21 protein-coding genes and 1 pseudogene are annotated in these 19237 nt (G+C 62.5%); 6 read left to right on the plus strand and 16 right to left on the minus strand.

What is annotated here, in order from left to right:
* Nucleotide 1: 1 nt before the first annotated feature.
* Nucleotides 2-958 carry a LysR family transcriptional regulator gene (locus FAZ95_RS12015; protein WP_137332659.1) on the minus strand — a complete coding sequence of 319 codons (957 nt, stop codon included), beginning with the start codon at nt 956-958 and terminating at the stop codon, nt 2-4.
* A gap of 176 nt (nt 959-1134) precedes the next feature.
* Between FAZ95_RS12015 and FAZ95_RS12020 the strand changes: the two genes are divergently transcribed.
* From FAZ95_RS12020 to FAZ95_RS12030, 3 genes are all read left to right on the plus strand, one after another.
* On the plus strand, nt 1135-1689 hold the full coding sequence (locus tag FAZ95_RS12020; protein ID WP_137332660.1) for a flavodoxin family protein: 555 nt from the start codon (nt 1135-1137) through the stop codon (nt 1687-1689).
* A 113-nt stretch (nt 1690-1802) separates the two neighbouring features.
* Nucleotides 1803-2102, plus strand: coding sequence for a superoxide dismutase (locus FAZ95_RS12025; protein ID WP_137334525.1), 300 nt, complete (start codon nt 1803-1805; stop codon nt 2100-2102).
* Between the two features lie 10 nt (nt 2103-2112).
* The gene (locus FAZ95_RS12030) at nt 2113-3027 is read left to right on the plus strand and encodes an aldo/keto reductase (protein WP_137332661.1); all 915 of its coding nucleotides are present in this window, start codon (nt 2113-2115) and stop codon (nt 3025-3027) included.
* 23 nt (nt 3028-3050) lie between these two features.
* Here the strand turns inward: FAZ95_RS12030 and FAZ95_RS12035 are convergent, their stop codons facing one another.
* Together FAZ95_RS12035 and FAZ95_RS12040 are read right to left on the minus strand one after the other, a co-directional pair.
* Nucleotides 3051-3281, minus strand: a complete 231-nt coding sequence (locus FAZ95_RS12035) for a tautomerase family protein (protein ID WP_137332662.1) — start codon at nt 3279-3281, stop codon at nt 3051-3053.
* A 46-nt stretch (nt 3282-3327) separates the two neighbouring features.
* Entirely contained in the window at nt 3328-3654 is a 327-nt protein-coding gene (locus FAZ95_RS12040; RefSeq protein ID WP_137332663.1) for a carboxymuconolactone decarboxylase family protein, read from the minus strand.
* A 111-nt stretch (nt 3655-3765) separates the two neighbouring features.
* On the opposite strand from FAZ95_RS12040, the pseudogene FAZ95_RS12045 reads away from it, so the two are divergent.
* Nucleotides 3766-3861, plus strand: a pseudogene (locus FAZ95_RS12045) (helix-turn-helix domain-containing protein); the annotation flags it as partial.
* A 42-nt stretch (nt 3862-3903) separates the two neighbouring features.
* Here FAZ95_RS12045 and FAZ95_RS12050 read toward each other — a convergent pair.
* The 12 genes from FAZ95_RS12050 to FAZ95_RS12105 all read right to left on the minus strand — a co-directional run bounded on the left by FAZ95_RS12050 (nt 3904) and on the right by FAZ95_RS12105 (nt 16504).
* Nucleotides 3904-4395, minus strand: a complete 492-nt coding sequence (locus FAZ95_RS12050; RefSeq protein ID WP_137332664.1) for an aromatic-ring-hydroxylating dioxygenase subunit beta — start codon at nt 4393-4395, stop codon at nt 3904-3906.
* A 101-nt stretch (nt 4396-4496) separates the two neighbouring features.
* Nucleotides 4497-5486, minus strand: a complete 990-nt coding sequence (locus tag FAZ95_RS12055; RefSeq protein ID WP_137332665.1) for a PDR/VanB family oxidoreductase — start codon at nt 5484-5486, stop codon at nt 4497-4499.
* Complete coding sequence (locus FAZ95_RS12060; protein ID WP_137332666.1) at nt 5473-6855, minus strand: aromatic ring-hydroxylating oxygenase subunit alpha; 1383 nt, start codon at nt 6853-6855, stop codon at nt 5473-5475. The genes FAZ95_RS12055 and FAZ95_RS12060 overlap by 14 nt, the downstream gene beginning before the upstream one ends.
* Nucleotides 6855-7352 (minus strand): V4R domain-containing protein, encoded by a 498-nt coding sequence (locus FAZ95_RS12065; protein ID WP_137332667.1) that lies wholly within the window; start codon nt 7350-7352, stop codon nt 6855-6857. Before FAZ95_RS12065 ends, FAZ95_RS12060 begins: the two co-directional genes overlap by 1 nt.
* Nucleotides 7349-8683: an MFS transporter gene (locus tag FAZ95_RS12070; protein ID WP_137332668.1), complete on the minus strand. Its 1335-nt coding sequence runs from the start codon at nt 8681-8683 to the stop codon at nt 7349-7351. Before FAZ95_RS12070 ends, FAZ95_RS12065 begins: the two co-directional genes overlap by 4 nt.
* Before the next feature lie 161 nt (nt 8684-8844).
* On the minus strand, nt 8845-9753 hold the full coding sequence (locus tag FAZ95_RS12075) for a fumarylacetoacetate hydrolase family protein (protein ID WP_137332669.1): 909 nt from the start codon (nt 9751-9753) through the stop codon (nt 8845-8847).
* A gap of 66 nt (nt 9754-9819) precedes the next feature.
* Complete coding sequence (locus FAZ95_RS12080; protein WP_137332670.1) at nt 9820-10920, minus strand: cupin domain-containing protein; 1101 nt, start codon at nt 10918-10920, stop codon at nt 9820-9822.
* Nucleotides 10921-10937: 17 nt separating this feature from the next.
* Nucleotides 10938-11987 carry a carbon-nitrogen hydrolase family protein gene (locus FAZ95_RS12085; protein ID WP_137332671.1) on the minus strand — a complete coding sequence of 350 codons (1050 nt, stop codon included), beginning with the start codon at nt 11985-11987 and terminating at the stop codon, nt 10938-10940.
* A gap of 103 nt (nt 11988-12090) precedes the next feature.
* Entirely contained in the window at nt 12091-12387 is a 297-nt protein-coding gene (locus FAZ95_RS12090) for a PhlB family protein (RefSeq protein WP_137332672.1), read from the minus strand.
* Nucleotides 12387-13544 (minus strand): thiolase family protein, encoded by a 1158-nt coding sequence (locus tag FAZ95_RS12095; protein WP_137332673.1) that lies wholly within the window; start codon nt 13542-13544, stop codon nt 12387-12389. The genes FAZ95_RS12090 and FAZ95_RS12095 overlap by 1 nt, the downstream gene beginning before the upstream one ends.
* Before the next feature lie 34 nt (nt 13545-13578).
* Nucleotides 13579-15099: an ATP-dependent acyl-CoA ligase gene (locus FAZ95_RS12100; protein WP_254699907.1), complete on the minus strand. Its 1521-nt coding sequence runs from the start codon at nt 15097-15099 to the stop codon at nt 13579-13581.
* A gap of 166 nt (nt 15100-15265) precedes the next feature.
* The gene (locus FAZ95_RS12105; RefSeq protein ID WP_137332675.1) at nt 15266-16504 is read right to left on the minus strand and encodes a dienelactone hydrolase family protein; all 1239 of its coding nucleotides are present in this window, start codon (nt 16502-16504) and stop codon (nt 15266-15268) included.
* Nucleotides 16505-16839: 335 nt separating this feature from the next.
* On the opposite strand from FAZ95_RS12105, the gene FAZ95_RS12110 reads away from it, so the two are divergent.
* Nucleotides 16840-17526 carry a GntR family transcriptional regulator gene (locus tag FAZ95_RS12110; RefSeq protein ID WP_254699680.1) on the plus strand — a complete coding sequence of 229 codons (687 nt, stop codon included), beginning with the start codon at nt 16840-16842 and terminating at the stop codon, nt 17524-17526.
* 369 nt (nt 17527-17895) lie between these two features.
* A complete protein-coding gene (locus tag FAZ95_RS12115) occupies nt 17896-18522 on the plus strand; it encodes an SDR family NAD(P)-dependent oxidoreductase (protein ID WP_175425578.1) in 627 nt (208 codons plus the stop codon).
* A gap of 148 nt (nt 18523-18670) precedes the next feature.
* Here the strand turns inward: FAZ95_RS12115 and FAZ95_RS12120 are convergent, their stop codons facing one another.
* Nucleotides 18671-19156, minus strand: a complete 486-nt coding sequence (locus tag FAZ95_RS12120) for a LysR family transcriptional regulator (protein ID WP_137332677.1) — start codon at nt 19154-19156, stop codon at nt 18671-18673.
* Between the last annotated feature and the right edge of the window lie 81 nt (nt 19157-19237).

Below are 19237 nucleotides of genomic sequence, written 5' to 3' on the forward strand. Positions count from 1 at the left end.
CTCACGCGACATAAGCGTCCAATGCATCTCGCGGCACGTGCAACCTCTTGTCTTCCGAAAACGCTTCCTGAAGATAATCCAGCGTGGCTTGTACCCGTGGCGCCAACAATGCCCTGTGCGGATATTGCATGACCATCTCATAGTTTCCAGGCTGGTGATAGCGATGGAGCACGATTTTCAGTTCTCCGGAACGAAGATGTTCCCAAGCGAGATGAACGCCGACTTGAGCAATGCCCACGCTATCGCATGCGGCGCGAACGACCGCTTCCGGTGCCGACAACGTCAACACAGCAGCTTCCGCCGGATCGAACATGACAATGCTGCCGTCTTCCGCCCCGAAACTCCACGGCGAAATCCGACCATTCAGAAAACGTCGTGCAATGAGCCTGTGTGCTCGCAACTGATGGGGCGCTTGTGGTACGCCGTGGCTCGCCAGATATGCGGGAGACGCGACCAACACCAGGTTCAAGTGAAAGATCGGGCGCGATACCAGGGTGGAATCCGGAATGTTCCCGCCTCTGATCGCGAAATCGTAGCCTTCGCGAACGAGGTCGACGACGCGGTCTTCGAAATCGACTTCAACGGACAACGCCGGATAACGAGACAGCAGCCCGGGCAGTACGGGCATCAATTGCTCGCGTCCGAACGCCCAGCTTGTCGAAATGCGAACTCGTCCGCTGGGTGAGACGCGCTGTGCCGCGATGGTATCGATCGCTGCGTCGAGCGCTTCGAGGGCGACACGGGCCTGCCGGAGAAACGCGCCCCCCTCGTCCGTGAGTTTGAGCGATCTCGTCGTGCGGTTCATAAGCCGTACGCCCAATGCCTTCTCAAGGCTGGCGACGTTCTTGCTGACTGCCGCCGAAGTAATGCCAAGCACACGCCCCGCCGCCGCAAAACTGCCTGCATCCGCCGCCTGGACGAAGGAAAGAATCGCGCGGACGCGCTGCGATGAGTCCAAGCTGTTCTCCATCGATTAGCACCCCGGCATGCGGGCCATCCGCGAGCCGGCGCGAAAAAGCGTCATTATCAACCTTGGGTTGAGAGCGGTTCAACCCGCTCGTCACTTCTGGCTCAAGCCAACGCCGAGCAGAATGCTGCATATCAACCACGACGCAGCACAAAGGACGGAAATCGATGTTGGCAACCATCATCTATGACAGTGGCTACGGCCACACGGAAAAGCAGGCGCGAGCTGTCGCAGAAGGGGTTCGTCGCGTACCGGGGGCCGAAGTGCGCCTGGTCGGGGTGACGGATGGCGAAATCCCTTGGGAGACGCTGGCCGCAAGTGACGCCATCATTTTTGGTTCGCCCACGTACAACGGCACGATTAGTGCCCGTCTGAAGAAGTTCATGGAGGACTCGACGCGTCCGGCGTGGATACCGCAAACCTGGCGCAATAAGATCGCTGCGGGCTTTACCAACTCCGGAGCCCAGCATGGCGACAAACTCAACTCGCTGGTCACCATGGCGTTGTTCGCCGCCCAGCACGGCATGATCTGGGTTGGGCTCGACCTGTTTGCGGGACGTGGAGAGGGCGAGCCCAATCGCATCGGCGGCTGGCTCGGCGCAATGGCCCAATCCGACGACGTATCTCCCGACCTCTCACCCATCGCCAGCGACCTGCAAACCGCCGCTCACCTGGGCCAACGCGTGGCCGAAATAGCGAGCCAATTCAAGGTCGCGGCTTAACGGCACACGCGATTGATATCGCGTTGGATGTCCAATGATCTCGATGGACGGCGCGCTTGGAAACCAAGCGCCGCCGCCGAGATGATCGATGCATTTTCCCCAGGAACTTCATGATGAAACTGCTGTGCCTCGACATCCCCTTGCCTGGTGCAAGCCCGGAGAGTTATCACCCTCATCTGCAGGACGAAGCGCGTCACGGCTGGCAGCTCTACAAGCGGGGCATCGTGCGTGACATTTATTTCCGCCGGGACCGGCCCGGCGTCGCCATCATCGCCGAGTGCGATTCGGTGGAAGCTGCCAGGCAGGCGCTGCGCAAGTTTCCGCTCGCCAAGGTCGGGCTCATTGACTGGGAAATCATTCCACTCGGCCCCTGCCTGAGCTGGGAAATGCTCTTTGCTCCGGGCAACGCCTGAAGGACGCGGCATGACCCCTATTGCGCGAACATTTCCGATCAACGCGGATACGCAAATTCCCGTAGTTGGATTCGGCACTTACTTGATATTACCGGGCGACACAGCCGCAGCAGTCAGTGCCGCAATCGAGAGCGGTTACCGCCATATCGACACGGCGGCTGTCTACGACAACGAAGAAGGTGTCGGCGAGGGCATCCGTGCTGGCTTCGAAGCGACACGACTTGCGCGTGAAGATCTCTTCGTGACCGCCAAGCTATGGCCCGGCAGCCGTGCCTGGGGAGAACAGCCGAAGTCCGAAAGCGAGACAATCGCTGAATTTCATGCGAGCTTGGTTCGATTGGGCCTCGACTATGTCGATCTGTACCTGATCCATTCTCCGCACGGTGGTAACCAGCGCATCGCGCAATGGCAGGCACTTCTGCAACTGAAACAGGCCGGAAAAACCCGCAGCATCGGCGTAAGCAACTTCAATCAGAAGCATTTGGAAGAGCTCAGGCTGGCGGGATTGCCGATGCCGGAAGCCAATCAGATCGAGCTACATCCTTGGTCGCAAAAAACGGAATTGCTCGCCTATATGCGAGAGAACGCTATTGCACCGATCGCATACAGCAGTCTCGCGCCGCTCTCCACTTGGCGAGTCGAAGCCGGGCAAGAAAGCGCCAAAACCGACACGATGAAGGCCGAGAACGGCATTTTCGCGGAAATGGCCGCAAAGTATGGCGTATCGGAAGCTCAGCTTCTCTTGCGCTGGGGTGTCCAAAATGGCTATGCCGTGCTACCGAAGAGCCTGAACCGGGAGCGGATGCGCCAGAACCTAGATGTCTTCGGGTTCTCGATCGATGACGAAGATATGGCCCTGATCAAGACCATGGACCGGGGCGGCGGTATTGCCTGGTCCTTGGGCGATCCCAATTCGATCGACTAAGCAATCGTTCGCCGAGGCACTTCTCAGAACGGATCGTACCCAGGCTTCTTATACAAGCGGGCCATGTTCGGCGCTATCTCGGGCCGATACACGTTCTCCATCCATTCGCCCGGGCTGACCTCCTCGATGGCGACCGAGACCGAGCTTTCGCTCGAATGCAGCGTGTCCACGAAACTCCTGACAATCGCCTCCGCGAGCCGCGCTTTCTGATCCTCGCTGGGACCAGGCCATAACTTTACGACGACGTGGGGCATGACCACCTCTCAGAATTGCTGTTCAGTTCCATTGTGTTCCTCTCGGTCACTTGTTCTCGGCCGCAAACAGCTCCCTAAACTTCGACACGGCCGACATCGCGTTGGGCCACCCCCCGTAGAACGCGAGATGGGTGATGAGCTCGATGAGTTCGTCCTGCGTGACGCCGTTCTCGACCGCACGCGGAAAGTGGAAATTCATCTGCTCGGTCTTGCCCAGCGCGATCAGCGCTGCGCACGTCACTAGACTGCGATCCCGCTTCGACAATTGGGGGCGTTCCCACACGTCGCCGAACAGCACCTCGTCGCTCAACTCGGCCAGCTTCGGTGCCAGGTTGCCAAACGACTGGCGCGCGGCGGTAGGTTTCTTGGACATGCACTTCTCCTTGCTTCGGAATGGCGAATGACACGACGAAAAATTGTGCGGCCGACGGGGGCGAGCGACTAGCCGGTAAATTGCGCTAAGACTCATGAGGGGAGTTCATCAATGCTGCGCGAAAACATCGCTGACTTGCCGGCCTTCATCGCGGTGGCGCGCGAAGGCAGCTTCACTCGCGCCGCGGCCAAGCTCGGAGTCTCGCAGAGAATGTTCAGATCAAGAACTGGAATGCAGATGCGCCACGGCTCACAGAAATAACTGAATGGCAGGCAGAGGAGCGTCACAATTGAGCAGATCGACGCGCTTCATCAGGATCCTGAGGCCCGCGCTTTCCAGAACCAGATCATGATTCGCAACCGCCGCGTATATCGACTGCTCGCTGCCCCGTGTTTCGATGTAGATCATCGGGGTGCGTGCCCGAAAGATGGCTTCGGCGCCCTCGTCCGGAACGGTAACGCAGGGACGCTGCAGGACATGCAGGCACCGGCTCTCCGGTTGCTGTGAATGAACGCGAGGCTGCCTCAGCCGATCGATGCGGAGCCTCAGCATCACCAGGTCCTCATACATGAGCGAGGCGTGGTTCACACCGTCGGCTTGCCCTGGAACCATCGGCATCCAGTACAGACCCGCGTCGGCGAACAGTGCATACCATTCATCAAGGCGCTTCTCATCCAGCAGCCGCGCTTCTTCGTAGATGAATTCGACCGCCGCATCATGCAACGAATCAGTACGTTTCATTGCTCTTTCCCTCTCTAATGCATTGAACCAGCACTTGCGCCCAATACGCGCCTGCACAGCACTGCGCATTTCGTGTGCCGTCGGCGCCGCATCGCGCGACGCTACATGTCAAGTACCAACTTGCCTTTGCGCGCCCTCGAAACACAGATCTGCATGACCCGGCCCGAACGCCTTTCCGCTTCGCTCAGGCAGTAATCCCGATGATCGACCTCGCCCTCGATCACCGCGGTCTGACAGACGCCGCACTCGCCTCGCCTGCAGTCATAGAGAGGATCGAGGCCCGCGTCGAGCAGCGCGTCCAAAATCGTCTGATCGTGCCGAACCTGCATCACCATGCCGGTTTGACGCAGCTCCAGCTCGAATCCCGTGTCGCTCGCACCCGGCCCGGCCTCCGAAAACAGCTCGACATGGATCCGATCGCGCGGCCAGCCACGATCAAGCGCGTGGTTGACGACGGCATCGATCATTCCCTTCGGGCCACAGACATAAAGCGGTTGAGCCGCGCTCACGCTGTCCAATAGTCTGGCGACGTCCAGGCAAGCGTCCGGCTGATCGTCGCAATAGAGCACGAGCCGATTGCCGGCCAATGCCGACAGTTCCTCGATGAAAGACAGGTTCGACCGGCTACGGCCGCTGTAGTGCAGCTGATAGTCCCGCCCCGCTCCGACCAGTTCGGCAACCATCGCCGTGACGGGCGTGATGCCGATTCCCCCTGCGATCAGGACAGCGCCCCCTTCCTTCTCGAGGCCAAACGCATTCACCGGCGGCCGGACGACCAGCCTGTCGCCCGCCCGGACATCCTCATGCATCCATCGGGATCCTCCTCGGCCGCCGTCTTCCCGTTTCACCGCGATGCAATAGCTCGACGGGTTCAGCGTCGCCGCCGGGCCGGTATCGAAGTTCACGAGCGAATAGTGCCGCCACTGTGACGAACCCTCCGGACCGACACGCACCTGGATGTGCGCTCCTGCTACAAAGGGCGGAAGCGTGGTCCGGTCCGGCTTCACCAGGCGATAAGACCTGATCTCCGGCGTCAAGGAAGCCATCTCATCTACAACCAGTTCAAGCGTGGTCTCGTCAGGCGAGTTCATTGCAATGCTCCCGTGCGCGTTCGCTGCTTCCATCAGGCCGTCGCTGCATCAACTCGACCCAGGAGCGAAACAGGTTGCGCATCAGAATCTCGTTGTTGCCGCTCACGTCGACGGGTGCGTCCTGCTTCTCATCGGATCGATGTTCCCGGTGCAGACTGACCCACGGGTTGCCTCGTGCCGCCAACGCCGCTTGCATCGTTTCGAAAACCTGAATGTCGTCGTGCGCCACGACGGACATCGGCGAAAAGACAAGCCGGTTGTACGACAAGGTGCGCTGCAGCATCTCAGCCGGCGCGCCGATCGGCTCCAGCGCAAAGATCTCGACGAGCGTGCGGTTCACTGCGAGCGGGCGGATCACCCGCATGGTCTGGGGTGTGCTCTTGATCGCGAGCGTCGGGAACAACATGGAATTCTGAGGCGCAAATGCGAGAATCTCCGCCGCCCTCGATTCGCCGTGTGCCGCCGCCAGGGCCTCTCGATAGCCTGGCGGCAGGCCCTGCCCAGTATGGATGCTCGATTGCGTGCCGAGGATGCAGTGGCCGTGCGCAAAGACCCGCGCACCCGCCTGCTGGTAGAAGTCGTAGCTGGATCCGAACGGCAGCAATTGCTCCAGCGCCACGGGCTTCGGCTCGTCGTGCTCCCACGTCTGCGACATGTCGCGCGCGGTCTGCCAGGCGGACTCATGCGTCGATATGGGATGCACGGCGTCGACCACGTTTTCGACGTACATCTTCCAGTTGCAGTTCATCACGCTGCGAAACACGCCTCCTGCAACCCGAAGTTCGCCAGCGGGCGATCGATCCGCGAGATTGTCGAGCACCTTCAGCACGTCGCCGAAGTACGCTTCGAACGCCACGCCGTCGCGAGCCAGACGTGCAAATACAAAGCCTCGATACGTCGAAGTGGACACGCTTTCCAGGCCGCGGGAGGATTCGCACGCCTCGAGCCGCGTTCCTTCATAGCCTGCGCGCAATGGGACTGCCAGTGGCTTGCCGTCCGTTCGGTATGTCCATGCGTGATACGGACATCTAAAGAACTTCCCGACGTTTCCGGACGGCGCGGATACCAGCATTGCGCCTTTGTGTGCGCAGCGGTTGAGCAATACGCGGACCGAGCCATCGGCCTGCCTGACCATCACCAGCGGCTGCCCGGCGATCGAGGTGGTGATGAAATCCCCAGATTTGGGAACTTGGCTCTCGTGCCCCACGTAGACCCAACTGCGTGCGAACAGGCGTTCGCATTCAAGCTCGAAGAGCGCCTCGTCGAGATAGACGTCGCGATGCACGCGATCGTCGTCGAACAGAGCTCGGATGGCTCCCGGATCATCACGATAGGGGGACGATGATCTCACTTCAGATTGCTCTCGCATTACGGCACCTCCCGGTACGCTACAAATTTGCAGTCCTGCCCCGAGGACATAGCGCCGCATTCCACTTCCGCAGCCACAGCGGGTGCGCCGAGCCACTCGGTCGCCACCGACCTGAAAATGCCGGCGACAGGCGCGCACACCGGACACGACGAAACGCCGTATCCCCACGCAAAGGGGCTGTTTCGAACCGTCAGCCGGAGCCTGTCTCCTTCGACTTCGAACTGCCACCTTCCCCATCCCAGACCCGCCGATGTCTCGCTCACCACGTCGAGCAGGTCCTGCCCGGTGGCGTCCTTCGCGTAGGCTCGAATACTGTCGCCGCCCTGTTCGCAGGCGGATCCGGCAAAGGCGCTCAATGCCCGTACCCGCGCCGTGTCATCCAAGCGTTGCAACATGCCCATCAATACGTCCGGTCGCATCAGCAGGTAGCGACGGCTTCCGTCCAGGATTTCGCCCCGCTCCTTGTCGTGCACGAGACGCGAAACGATGCCGCTCATGTCCGGACTCCCGTGGCGCGCAAGTGACGAGGCAAGGTTTCCGGCGTGAATCTCAACGCGATGACGATGCTGAGACCCAGCAAGAACAGATACACGGCCACCGGCCACGGGCTCCGATAGTGAACCAGCAGTCCCGTCGACAACATCGGCGCGAGGCCGCCCCCCAGCACCGACGCGATTTCACGCCCCACCCCCAGTCCCGAGTAGCGGACATCGGCCGCAAACAGTTCCGACATGTACGCAGGCTGAGCGCCTTCGAGCGCGCCGATCGCGATACTCGTCGACAGCACATACGCCGCCAGGATCATCCACGGGTTCCCGGACTGCAGCATGAGGAAGAACGGAAACGCGACGGCCATGATGCCGAGCGCCCCCGCGAGATAAATCGGGCGCCGGCCGAACCGGTCCGACAGATGACCGAACCACAGCGAAAACGGAACCATCAGCACCATCGAGACGGTCAACGCGCCCAGCAACAGGCTGCCCGACAGACCGATGAACTTCCCGTAGGCCAACGAAAACGCAAACAGCACGTAAGAAGCGCCGCCTTCGCCGAAGCGCAAGCCGAACACCATCAACAGCTCTTTCGGATGGCGCCGCAACACTTCGAGAACAGGCATCCGGACACGAGCGTTCGAGCTCTCGACCTTGACGAACTCCGCGCTCTCCGGGATGCGCCGGCGAACGTAGTACCCGAGCGCGACAATCACGACACTGCCGAGAAACGGCAAGCGCCAGCCCCACTGCACGAATTCGTCATGCGGCAGCATCTTGGCCAGCAGGAACGCCGCCGACGACATCACGAACCCAGTCGTCGCGCCGCCTGGGCTCCATGCGGAGAGAAAGCCGCGCCGCGAAGCCGGAACGTTCTCGCTGATGATGAGGATGCTCCCGCTCCACTCGCCGCCGGCTGCAAGGCCCTGGACGATGCGCAATGCCAGCAGCAGGACAGGCGCCCAGATGCCGATGCTGTCGAAGGTCGGCAAGAGGCCCATCAGGAACGTCGCCGCGCCCATCATCAGCAGCGTCAGGATCAGAACCCGCTTGCGGCCGATCCTGTCGCCCAGGTGCCCACAGACGATCCCGCCGATCGGCCTCGCCATGAATCCGACGAGGAAGCCGCCGAACGACAGCATCGTGCCGATGAGCGGGTCCTTGCCGACCGGAAAGAAAAACTCTCCGAACACCAGTGCCGACGCGGTGCCATAGAGGAAGAAGTCGTACCACTCCAGCGCCTGTCCGACGACAGACGTGATGACCGTGCGCCGCACGGTTGCTTCGGAGACGCCGGAAGCGCTGCCTGCAACCGAAATGGATGAACTCGTGTTCAAGATTGTCTCCTCGATAAGGAAGACGAGGTGGTTGGGTGCGAGCGTCGATTAGCATACCTACGCATTCGCTTTTCGAAGCACGCTGCGTATTGCCCGCTGCATACCGTCAATAGTCTCCAGACAGGCGTTCACCCGCGCCGGAGACTTTCGTATCGAGCCTCTCAGATCGCAACCACCGGGTTGCGCAACGTGCCGATTCCCTCGACACCCAGCTCCACCACATCGCCAGGCTTCAGCCACTCCTGAGGCGTTCTGCCCGCGCCCACGCCGGACGGGGTTCCCGTCGCAATGATGTCGCCGGGTTCGAGCGTGATGCCGGCACTGATATCCGCGATCAGCGCAGGAATCTTGAACAGCATGTAGCGCGTGTTGGAGCGCTGTTTTTCGACGCCGTTGACGGTCAGCCAGATATCCAGGTTGTGAGGATCGGCGATTTCATCGGCCGTGACGATGCACGGCCCCATCGGCGCATAGGTATCCTGACCTTTCGAGAAGATCCATTGCCCCGCTCGGCGACAGTCCCGCGCGCTGATGTCATTCAGCACGCAGTACCCGAACACGTGGGACATGGCGTCTTTCTCGTCGATGCGCGTCGCGGTCGTGCCGATGACGACGGCCAGCTCCGCCTCCCAGTCGAGCTGGTTGGTCAGCCTGCTGTTGTGCTGGATCGCATCGCCGTCCCCGATGACCGTGGTCGGCGGCTTCGAAAAGACGACCGGCTGTTTCGGCAGGTCGGCCGACGTGTCCAGCGAGCGCGACGACTCCGCGACGTGCTCCACGTAGTTGAGCCCGATCCCGAAGATGTTCTTCCGCGGACGCGGAATGGGCGCCAGCACTTTGACATTCGCCAGCGGCGTCGCCACGCCCACTGGCCACGCGTCGCCGATTTCGGCGATCCATGCGGTGCATTGCTTCAACGCCGCAGGCGAGGCATCGATAAACGCCAGCATCGAGCCCGGTATCGCCAGGCCGTGGGCCTCGCCCAGCTTCGCGAGATCGATGACCAGGTTTCCGACAATCGCCCCGAGACGGGTGTCGAGTTGCCGATTGCGATAGGTGATCAACTTCACAGGTACCTCCAATAGGGGTTGCGTGGCTCGCAGCGAGCCGTGTCTCCGGCCGGCACGCCGGTCCGTTCAGGTCGTGATCTGATGGCCGCCGTTCTCGGTCCATGCCTCTTCGCGATACAGCCCCAGCGAATGCATGACCGGGAAGTCGTTGAACGAAAAGAGACACGCGTCGTCCGAATCCGACGCGTTCGCATGCTCGTGCAACGCCCAGGACGGCACGCAGAAGATGTCGCGCTCCTCCCAATCGAAACGGCGTCCGGCGATGATCGAATAGCCCCGCCCTTTCGCGACCTGATACATCACGCTGCCCGTGTGCCGGTGTGCGAGGGTTCGCTCTCCAGGACGCAACCTCTGCATCGCGGCGCCGATCGTCGGCATCACGTCCTTGCCGGTGACCGGATTCACGAACTGCAGGAGGGTGCCGTCATACGGCGACCCTTCACTGACGCTCGCGTAGCGCTGCAACGCCTCGTAGGTGGCGTCCCATTGGTACTTGAACAGCGGCGAGTAAGGCTTGGTCCACACCGGGTTCACCGGCAGAACGCCCGGTCCGCCATAGGTCTTGACCGAGTCGTCGATGGGTTTCGTCACCGGTTGATAGAGCTGCGGATGGACCTCATAGAAGTTCGCCTCGAGTGCATTGACGAGCGGGATATCGAGCCCGTCCTGCCAGATGCACCACCCGCCGTCCGCCTCCACGCCATGCTGGTGCCACGTGCCGTTCGGCGTCAGCACGAAATCCCGCGCGCCGAGCGGCATCTTGTGGCCGTCGACGACGGTATAGGCGCCGCTGCCTTCCATGATGAAGCGCAGCGCGGAAGCCGAGTGACGGTGCGCGGTCGCCTCCTCTCCCGGGCGCATCACTTGCAGGCCCGAATACAGCCAGCCGACGCATGCGCTCACGTCCTTGCGGTTCGGGTTGGTCAGCATCACGACCCGGCGTCCCGCTTGTTCCGGCGTCACCAGATCCACCGAACGCATCACGAGCTCGCGCAGATCCCGGTAGCGCCACAGCGTCGGCACGGACAACGAGCGCGGCTCCCAGGGCTCGATGTCGTTGGCCACCGTCCACAGCGCGCCGGCGTCGTAGCGCGCCAGCTCCGCGTAGTACGCCTTCAATTCGGGCGTGTCCCGTACGTTCGCCCGACCCAATACGTCGTCTCGCATGAAGGTCTCCCCGACGCTCAAAAGGATTGATCCGCGCGGTTCCAGCCAGCGGCCGCCGCGTCTTCGGTGTTCGGGAGGGGCCGGCCGCCTCGCGCCTCCGGCGACGGCGTTCTGATCTGCAGCGGCGCTTGCGCACCGGTGTTGACGCGCAGATCGAAAATGTCGAAGCGGTTGTAGTGGCCGACGATGTCGTGCATCTGCTTCGGCTGAATGCAGCGCGCCAAGTCCACCTCGGCGTAGACGATGCCCTCCTCGTCGATCAACGGCGCGCCGACGATCCGCCCGTCCGGCCCGATCACCCCGGAAAACGCGCTATTGCGGCGCGTCAGCAACGACCGGGCGTCGTCGCATTCGGCTGCCATCGCCTCGACGATCTCCTCCGACACCGTCGAGCACGCGACGATCGTGAAGACCTTGCCTTCGAAGCTGTGCGCCATCGCCCGGACCTTGATCGCCTCGGCCATGTCGTAGTCCGGCGGCGCAACCGGCAGCGCGATATAGCTCGCCACGTGAATCAACTCGCCTTGGGCCAGCAGGCTGAAACGGGCGAGCGTATTCGTGTTCTCGCCGCAGGCAAGCGAACCGAGCGGCCCGATCTCCGTTTGATGAACCGTCAGACCGCTCGCATCGCCGTTGCCCCACGTCAGCTTCTCGGCCCACGTCGGGACGAGTTTCCGGTGCCGCCCGAGGAGCGTGCCGTCCGAACCGATGGTCAATATCGTGTTGTACAGTGTGCCGACGCTGTGCGACGGCCGCTCGTTGACGCCGATCACGACATACGCGTTCGCTTGCCGCGCCGCCTCGCACAGCCTGTCGACTTCCGGCCCCGGCACCGTAATCGACTGCCGCACCAGCCGCTCGAACCACGCGCTGCCCATCACCGGAGACATCATCCAGCTCCAGTACGGGTAGCCCGGCACGAACACCTCCGGAAAGGCAACGAGGCGCGCACCGTTGGCGGCCGCCTCATGGATGAGTCTGACCGCCTTGTCGATCGTCGCCTGCGTGTTCAGGAACACCGGTGCCGCCTGAACCGCCGCGGCGGTAAATGATGGAGTACTAAGCATGAAACGATCCTCAATAGATTCGAACGATCCACTGCCCCGGCGGCAACGACCGCATTCCGGCTTCGCGATCCGCGCACATTGCCCGGCCTCGCGGATTGGCGGCTCAAGCCCGCGACGCCACCACCTTCCCCTCGCCGACCACCTGCAACCGGACCCGCTGCCCCGGCGTCATTGCCGCTTCCAGCTGCGCGATGACGAATGCCTCAGGTTCGGTACGTATGGTGGCCAGCAAGACCGGCTCGCTGCCCGGCGTCCTGTCGACGAGCCGCGTCAGCTGCTCGACGATGCCGGCGCTCGCTTCAACCTGTCGCCAGTGGCCGCCGCCGCAGCGCGGGCACAAGTAGCGCTCGGGAAACAGCGTCGCTTCGCAACCGGTACATTGAAAAACGTGGAAGGCCATTAGATGCGCTCCATGACCACGGCATTCGCACACATGCCGTAGCGATACTCGACCATGCCATAGCCGCTCACCACGGCCGTCCGCGCGCCTTCGATCTGGCGCCCCGCGGCCTCGCCGCGCAGCTGCCGGATCGCCTCCACCAAACCGTGCATGCCGCCGGCCGCCCCCGCCTGTCCGGCGGAGAGCTGACCACCCGACGTATTCACGGCCAGTTGTCGCGCCGCAATCCGCTCGATCAAGCCGCGTACCTCGCCCGATGGCGCGAATCCGAGGTCTGCCAGCTGGATGAGGACCATCGCCGGGTAGTCGTCGTAGACGGACACGACATCGACTTCGTCCGGCGCCAGGCCGGCCGTCGACCACAGGCGTCCGGCCAGGCGGGCGAGGCCCGTCGCGAGCCCATCCGCCTGCTGATGGTCGGGGTTGTGCCGGGCTTCGAGCGCACGCACACGGATCGTGGCCGACGGGTTTCTCCGGTCGTCCGATGCCGTGACGACTATCGCGTTCGCTCCGGACACCACCGGAACGCAGTCGAACCGGCACAGCGGCTCGGCGACGAGCGGCGCGCCAAGATAGTCGTCGATGGTGAGCGGCGCGCGATACACCGCATCGGGATTCTCCGACGCCCAGGCGCGCTGCGTCACCGCGATCGCACCATAGTCACTGCGCGAAAGGCCGTGCTGCTGCATGTGGCGCGCCGTCAGCATCGCAAAGACCGCGTTGGGGCCTGAGAAATTCAGCGGGCGCAGATGCTGCCGCGTCGTCGCGTTGTAGTTCTCCGCCAGCTTGGCGAAGTCGCCGGGGCCGAAATGGTCGCCCGACACCAGCACGACGACGGAGGCATCGCCACCTTGCACGGCGCGCAGCGCGTGCTGCAGCAGATTGATTCCGCTCGCGCCGCCATGACAGTCGTCCATGGTCCAGCGCGGACTGATGCCCAGGCGCCATGCGAGGTCGATTGCGTGATCGGGCGCCAGCGTGAACGACGCGACGCCGAGCCCATCGACGTCGGATGGCCGAAGGTCGAGCTGCGCCAGCGCCTTGGCGACAGCCTGAGCGAGCAGCCCGCCGGTCGTGACCCCTTCGGCATGCCGCCGATAAGGGACCTCGACGCCCGCCGAGATCACTGCCCCATCGAAGTCTTTCACGTTGCCCATTGCACGCTTCCGACGCCAGCCCGAGCGCACCCGCTCAGGCCCGCTTCAAGTGATAGCCCGCGGCCTCACGGTCCCATGTGCCGCTGACGATCCCGCGCTCGCGCAGCTTGTATTTCTGGATCTTGCCGTTCTCCGTCTTCGGCAAATCGCGCATGAATTCGATGAAGCGCGGGATCGCGAAATACGCAAGACGAGGTTCGCAATACGCGACGAGCGCCGCCGGTGTGAGCGTCGAACCGGCTTTCAATACGACCGCCGCCATCACCTCGTCTTCGGCCAGCTCCGAGCGCACGGCATACACGGCGGCGGTTTCGATATCCGGATGGCTGAGCAAGGTCTGCTCGACCTCGTAGGACGAGATGTTTTCGCCGCGGCGCCGGATCGCGTCCTTCAGGCGATCCACGAACTTGTAGTAGCCGTCGGCATCGCGCACCACCCGGTCACCCGTGTGAAACCAGAGGTTTCGCCACGCCTCGACCGTCTTCTCGGGCATGCCAAAGTAACCGGTCGCGAACGCGAAAGGCTCGGTGGCGCGCAACAGCAGCTCGCCCGTTTGCCCGTCCGGAACCGGCTCATCGTGTTCGTCGACCACGCGCGCTTCGAAGCCCGCTGCGACGCGCCCCATCCATCCCGGACGCTGATCCGAAAAGCCGCGCCCGAGCACGCAGTTGGTCTCGGTGGAGCCGAATCCATCGAGCAGCCGGATTGAGCAGCGCTCGGTAAATGGGTCATGGAACTGCTCGGGCACACCGGGCGCCAATGCGATCCTGACCTGATGGGCACGCTCGGCGTCGGTCGACGGCTTCGACAGCAGGATCGGAACCATCGCACCGAGCAGAAAGGTCACCGTCGCGCGCGTTTCGATCAGCGCGGCGAAGAAGCGGCTCGCCGAGAACCGCGTGTCGACGATCAGCGACGCACCCGAAATCAGCGCCTGAAAAAAGCTGTTCAGCGCGTTGGTGTGGAACAGCGGAAGAACCGTGTACAGAATGTCTTCGCGCGTCATGCCGATATGCGACGCCACGTAGACACCCCACCAGTAAAACTGCGCATGAGGGCAAACGACGCCCTTCGACAGGCCGGACGTCCCCGAGGTGTAAAGAATGGCGAGCGTGTCGCCTGGTCCGACGTTGGACGCATCGACCGCCTCGCCGAGCGGCGGAATGGGTTCGCACGCGAGCGGCAGCGATGCTTCAGCGTTGCCGTCGTCAATGAGCCACACGCGCTCCAAGGCGAGCGTCGACAGTTCCAGGCCGGCAATGGCGCTGGTGAGCGACGACTCGGCGACCAGCAGCCGTGCTCCCGAGTTGGCAAGCATGTGCTGTAGCGGCATGCCGCGCGACGCCGTATTGATCGGCACGACGACGGCGCCGAGCCACCCGCAGCCAAGCACGATTTCCATGAATTCCACGCGGTTCGAGCACATCAGCGCGACGCGATCGCCCGGCGCGATTCCGGCTGCCTTCAACGCGCCTGCTCTGCGCGATGCCGCTGCGAGCGCGTCGGAGCCGGTCCAGCTCGTGCTCCGGTCGGAAAACAGCGGCGCATCGCCCATGGCCGAAGCACGCGCTTTCAGCAACGCAGGCAGGGTGCGCTGCGAAGCCGGCAGCGTGTGTCCGGGGCCGGCGCCCGCGAGGCCAGTCAGTGATAATTCGGTTGGCACTTTCATCTGCATCACTAATTAATCAGATAAATTCAATGTGAATGTGGTCACTGCAAACTTATCGCCCGAGCCGCTCGCTCTCGGACCACCGTTTCATCAACGTATTGCTGGGCAACGTTTCGTCCATCACCTTGCGCGCCGCTTCAATGCCCGCCACGGGAAAACGAGCGGCATCGATCAGCCCGATTTGCACCAGCACGCTCGCCTGATCCCAGTAGATGTGTTCGTGGCAAAGCTTGTCGCCGCGGAACTTCACGATACCCACGAGCGGAATCTCGACGGGGCGGCCTGTCGGCGGGATGCCGGGCAGCAGCCAGTCGATTTCGCTCGTGTGCGTAAAGCAGAAGAGGATCTCATCGACGATCTGCGTCGCGCCGACCGTACGGGAAATCGAAACCTGCCGTGTATCGGGAGGGTTGGCGTGGATGAAGTGATACTGATAGAAACGCCTGAGCGACGCATAGCCAACGCCACCCGTCATGGTCGGAATATGGTTGACATACGGTTCGGCGACCATGGTCTGCATCGTCGCGTCGGCGTCGCGGGTTTCGAACTCGAGTTGCAGATGTCTTTCCCACAGCGCTTCGAGGTCGTAGTGCGGTCCCAGCGCGCGCCGCAACGCACCGATGGTGCGGTCATGCGCGAGCACGCTGGCCGATTTGTCGAAATGGGGGCTGCCGAATCGTGCGAATGCGTGGTCGACGCCGCGATAGACGTACAGGCTGACGCCGTCGCGCTGCCCGAGCGCCGCGAAGATTTTCGCGCGGGCGGGTTCGTCGCAGTGCGCATCGTTCCCGGCGAAATGGAGCACGAGCTTGCTGCGCAAGGTATCCGCGCGATCAACGAGATGCTCGATGCCGACACCGTAGTAGCCGACGCAAACCGCGGCATCCGTGTGCGCCGCAGCCAGGTAGGCGAGCTTGCCGCCGAGGCAATATCCAATGACACCGCAGCCGCCGGTGACTTCGGGCCGTTCACGCAACAGCGCCAAGGCAGCCTGCAGATCCTCGACGGCCTCGTCGTCGCGGAAGGCTTCGAGCAGCGTCAGCGCCGCTTGCATGCCCTGCTCGTCAGGCTCCAGTTCGCAGCCCTGCACCTGCCGCCAGAAGAAGTCGGGGGCCAGCACGACGTAGCCCTCTTCCGCATACCGGTCCGCCACTTCGCGGATGTGCGCATTCACGCCGAAGATCTCCTGACACAGAATCAGACCCGGACCGCTGCCTGCCGGCGGCAGCGCCAGGTACCCGTTGAAGATTCTGTCGCCGCTTCCAGAAATTCGAATCGTCGTACCACCCATCGCTTGCTCCTCCAGGTGCGCCGCTTTTCGACGCCGTGCGCATTGCATTTCAGGGCTGCAGTGCTTGTTCAAAACAGTATATTGTTTTGCGTCAAATGATCAAGAAATTTTCATAAAAAGTATATTTATCGTTATTTTTCATAGACTTAACTATGAAATAAACAGCATACTGTTTGTGGGAAAGCCATGATAGAATCCCCAAACACCGGCCGCCTCCGAAACAACCGGGGCGCCCAGCAACGACCACCGCATCCGTGACCATGGCAACCAGACCTTCCGTCGACTCCGAGAATCAGGAACCCAAACAGAGCATCCGCGAACGCGTCTATCGATATGTGCGCGACAAGATCCGGAAGGGAGAGATCACGTTCGAGCACAAGCTCGTGGACCATGAGATTGCGGCTCAGCTGAACGTGTCCCGCATGCCTGTGCGAGAAGCGCTGCTGCAGCTGAAAAGCGAGGGCGTGCTCGAGGGAACGGCGCGCGGCTTCGTGTTGAGGCGCTTCACACCGACCGACATCGCGAACATATTCGAAACCCGTCTTCTGCTCGAGCCCACGGCCGCCAGCGAAGCCTGCAGGCACACCACGGTCGAAGGGCTCGGCCGGATGCGGTCCGCGATCGCCGCGGCCGAGCACGCGTACGCGGCCGAAGACGCGGCCAGCTTCATCGAAGCGTCGGAGGCGTTTCGCGCCGCGTGGATGAGCATGGTGCCGAACCCGCACCTCGTGCAGACCATCGACAGGCTTCGCGACCACGTCGAAGCCGTCCGGCTGGCGACGCTGCGCGAGCGGGATGTTCAGAGCGCGGCCCTGGGAAGCAACCGCGCGATCCTGGACGCATTCATGCAGGGCGATGCCGATGCGGTGAAAGCGAAAACCACCGTCAGCCTGCGCCTGGCAGCGACGTTCTACTACACCACGCAGGAAGCCATCACCGGCGCAGGTCCAGAGGGCACGCAGGGCCAGCCGCTCGCCCGCTCGAGCGCGACCAGAAAAGACGCGCGTTCGGTAAAGGGCTAGCGGATTGCCGGCCACCTAGGGCCTGTTCACGCTAATAACAGGCTTGCGCTGGCCGCCAGAAGGGCCGAGCGCGAGGATTGCGACGAAGCGAATACTCGACGTATTCGCGAGGAGCATGACGCGGCGATCGGCCCTTCTGGCGGCCAGCCCCTGGAATGCATTTTTTTAAACACGGGAACGTACCTTGCCGGCCGCATTGCGGCGTCGGTCGTCGCTTGTTTAGCGAGGCTAAACGGCGCTCCTCCCTCCTTGCACTGCAGCCGGCAAGGTACGTTCGCAAGCCTGTTATTAGCGTGAACAGGCCCTAGGATCGTCAAAGGACATTCGATGGACTCACGAGATACATATGGCTTCGAAGGCCGAACGGCTTTGGTCACCGGGGCCACCGGCGGACTGGGATCGCGGCTGGTTCGCACGCTCTCCGAGCTCGGCTGCACCGTCTATGCCGCAGCCCGCACGCCGGAACGTCTCCCCGCGGATTGCCGGTCTCCCGCCATCGTCCCGATAGCGATCGATCTCGCCGATCCGGCGAGCATCGACGCGTCGATACCGCAACTGCGGGACGTCAGCATCGTGATCAACAATGCGGGCATCAACCGCGCGGACAGCGTCCTGTTTTGCCGCGACGATCATTCCGCGCGGGAGGAAATGGAAGTCAACTACTTCGGCCCGCTGCGCCTCGCGCGAGCGCTTGCGCCCTTCATGGCGGAACGACGGGACGGCGTGTTCGTCAACATCCTCAGCGTGCTGTCGATCGACCATCTCGTGGCATGCGGCTCCTACTCGGTGTCCAAGGCAGCGGCCCACTCGCTCACGCAGGGCATGCGCGCAGAGCTGAAGACGTCGAACGTCCGGGTGATCGGTGTCTATCCCGGCCCCATGGACACGCCGATGAGCGCGGCGCTTCCCATGGCCAAGATTGCGCCGGACGACGTGGCCGCGATGATCATCGATGCCATCCGGTCCGGCGGCGACGAGATATTTCCGGGGCCGTAGCTGGCCTTTTTCATTTCGGGCCCAGGAAGCAAATCAAGGCCTTATAGACGGCTCACCCTTTTCCAGCGCCTCAAGATGCCTTCTGGCGTCCGTCGCACTCTCGAAGATATGCGGCGCCACGCCACGGTCGAGCAGCGCATTGCCGAGCTTAGCCCGCAAGAATGCGCTCGTCGTGTAGCTCCGGCAGCGGCGTGGAATGTGCGCGCAGACACAAGTCGAAACCCTCCTGGACCGGGTCGACGTGCCGGTTTGCCGCGTGCTGAACGATGCGTACGCGCGGATATTCGGCCATGAATTTGGGGATCAACTCCGCCAGCGCCAGTTGCGCAAAAGCGACCGAGCAGGAGAGCCGGATCGTCCCGCTCGGCTCCGACGTGCGTTGACGAACGACGCTCTCGGCCGCTTCGGCTTCGACCAGCATCGCAACCGCATGCTTATAGAACGCCTCGCCGACATCAGTCACGACAAAGCGCCGCGACGTGCGCTGGATAAGCCGTGCGTCAAGCGCTGCCTCGAGTTCGAGAATGCGCCGGCTCAGGCTCGACTTGGGCAGGTTGAGGACGCGTGCTGCCGCGGTGATGCCTTTGTTTTCCACCACCTGCACAAAGTAGTAGACGTCATTCAGATCGAGCATGATCACCCCTTGTCCACTCGAAGTCCCGCAAGCGGGATGATAGGTCCAAGAGTCGGTGATTGTTTAGCGTTTGTCCCATCG

Source organism: Trinickia violacea, from assembly GCF_005280735.1.
Taxonomy (GTDB): Bacteria; Pseudomonadota; Gammaproteobacteria; order Burkholderiales; family Burkholderiaceae; genus Trinickia_A; species Trinickia_A violacea.

Excerpts from the sequence above, each read along its gene's own strand:
- FAZ95_RS12020 (WP_137332660.1), top strand. The coding sequence starts at position 1,135 with ATGTTGGCAACCATCATCTATGACAGTGGCTACGGCCACACGGAAAAG.
- FAZ95_RS12025 (WP_137334525.1), top strand. The coding sequence starts at position 1,803 with ATGAAACTGCTGTGCCTCGACATCCCCTTGCCTGGTGCAAGCCCGGAG.
- FAZ95_RS12030 (WP_137332661.1), top strand. The coding sequence starts at position 2,113 with ATGACCCCTATTGCGCGAACATTTCCGATCAACGCGGATACGCAAATT.
- FAZ95_RS12035 (WP_137332662.1), bottom strand. The coding sequence starts at position 3,281 with ATGCCCCACGTCGTCGTAAAGTTATGGCCTGGTCCCAGCGAGGATCAG.
- FAZ95_RS12040 (WP_137332663.1), bottom strand. The coding sequence starts at position 3,654 with ATGTCCAAGAAACCTACCGCCGCGCGCCAGTCGTTTGGCAACCTGGCA.
- FAZ95_RS12050 (WP_137332664.1), bottom strand. The coding sequence starts at position 4,395 with ATGAAACGTACTGATTCGTTGCATGATGCGGCGGTCGAATTCATCTAC.
- FAZ95_RS12055 (WP_137332665.1), bottom strand. The coding sequence starts at position 5,486 with ATGAACTCGCCTGACGAGACCACGCTTGAACTGGTTGTAGATGAGATG.
- FAZ95_RS12060 (WP_137332666.1), bottom strand. The coding sequence starts at position 6,855 with ATGCGAGAGCAATCTGAAGTGAGATCATCGTCCCCCTATCGTGATGAT.
- FAZ95_RS12065 (WP_137332667.1), bottom strand. The coding sequence starts at position 7,352 with ATGAGCGGCATCGTTTCGCGTCTCGTGCACGACAAGGAGCGGGGCGAA.
- FAZ95_RS12080 (WP_137332670.1), bottom strand. The coding sequence starts at position 10,920 with ATGCGAGACGACGTATTGGGTCGGGCGAACGTACGGGACACGCCCGAA.
- FAZ95_RS12085 (WP_137332671.1), bottom strand. The coding sequence starts at position 11,987 with ATGCTTAGTACTCCATCATTTACCGCCGCGGCGGTTCAGGCGGCACCG.
- FAZ95_RS12090 (WP_137332672.1), bottom strand. The coding sequence starts at position 12,387 with ATGGCCTTCCACGTTTTTCAATGTACCGGTTGCGAAGCGACGCTGTTT.
- FAZ95_RS12095 (WP_137332673.1), bottom strand. The coding sequence starts at position 13,544 with ATGGGCAACGTGAAAGACTTCGATGGGGCAGTGATCTCGGCGGGCGTC.
- FAZ95_RS12100 (WP_254699907.1), bottom strand. The coding sequence starts at position 15,099 with ATGGGCGATGCGCCGCTGTTTTCCGACCGGAGCACGAGCTGGACCGGC.
- FAZ95_RS12105 (WP_137332675.1), bottom strand. The coding sequence starts at position 16,504 with ATGGGTGGTACGACGATTCGAATTTCTGGAAGCGGCGACAGAATCTTC.
- FAZ95_RS12120 (WP_137332677.1), bottom strand. The coding sequence starts at position 19,156 with ATGCTCGATCTGAATGACGTCTACTACTTTGTGCAGGTGGTGGAAAAC.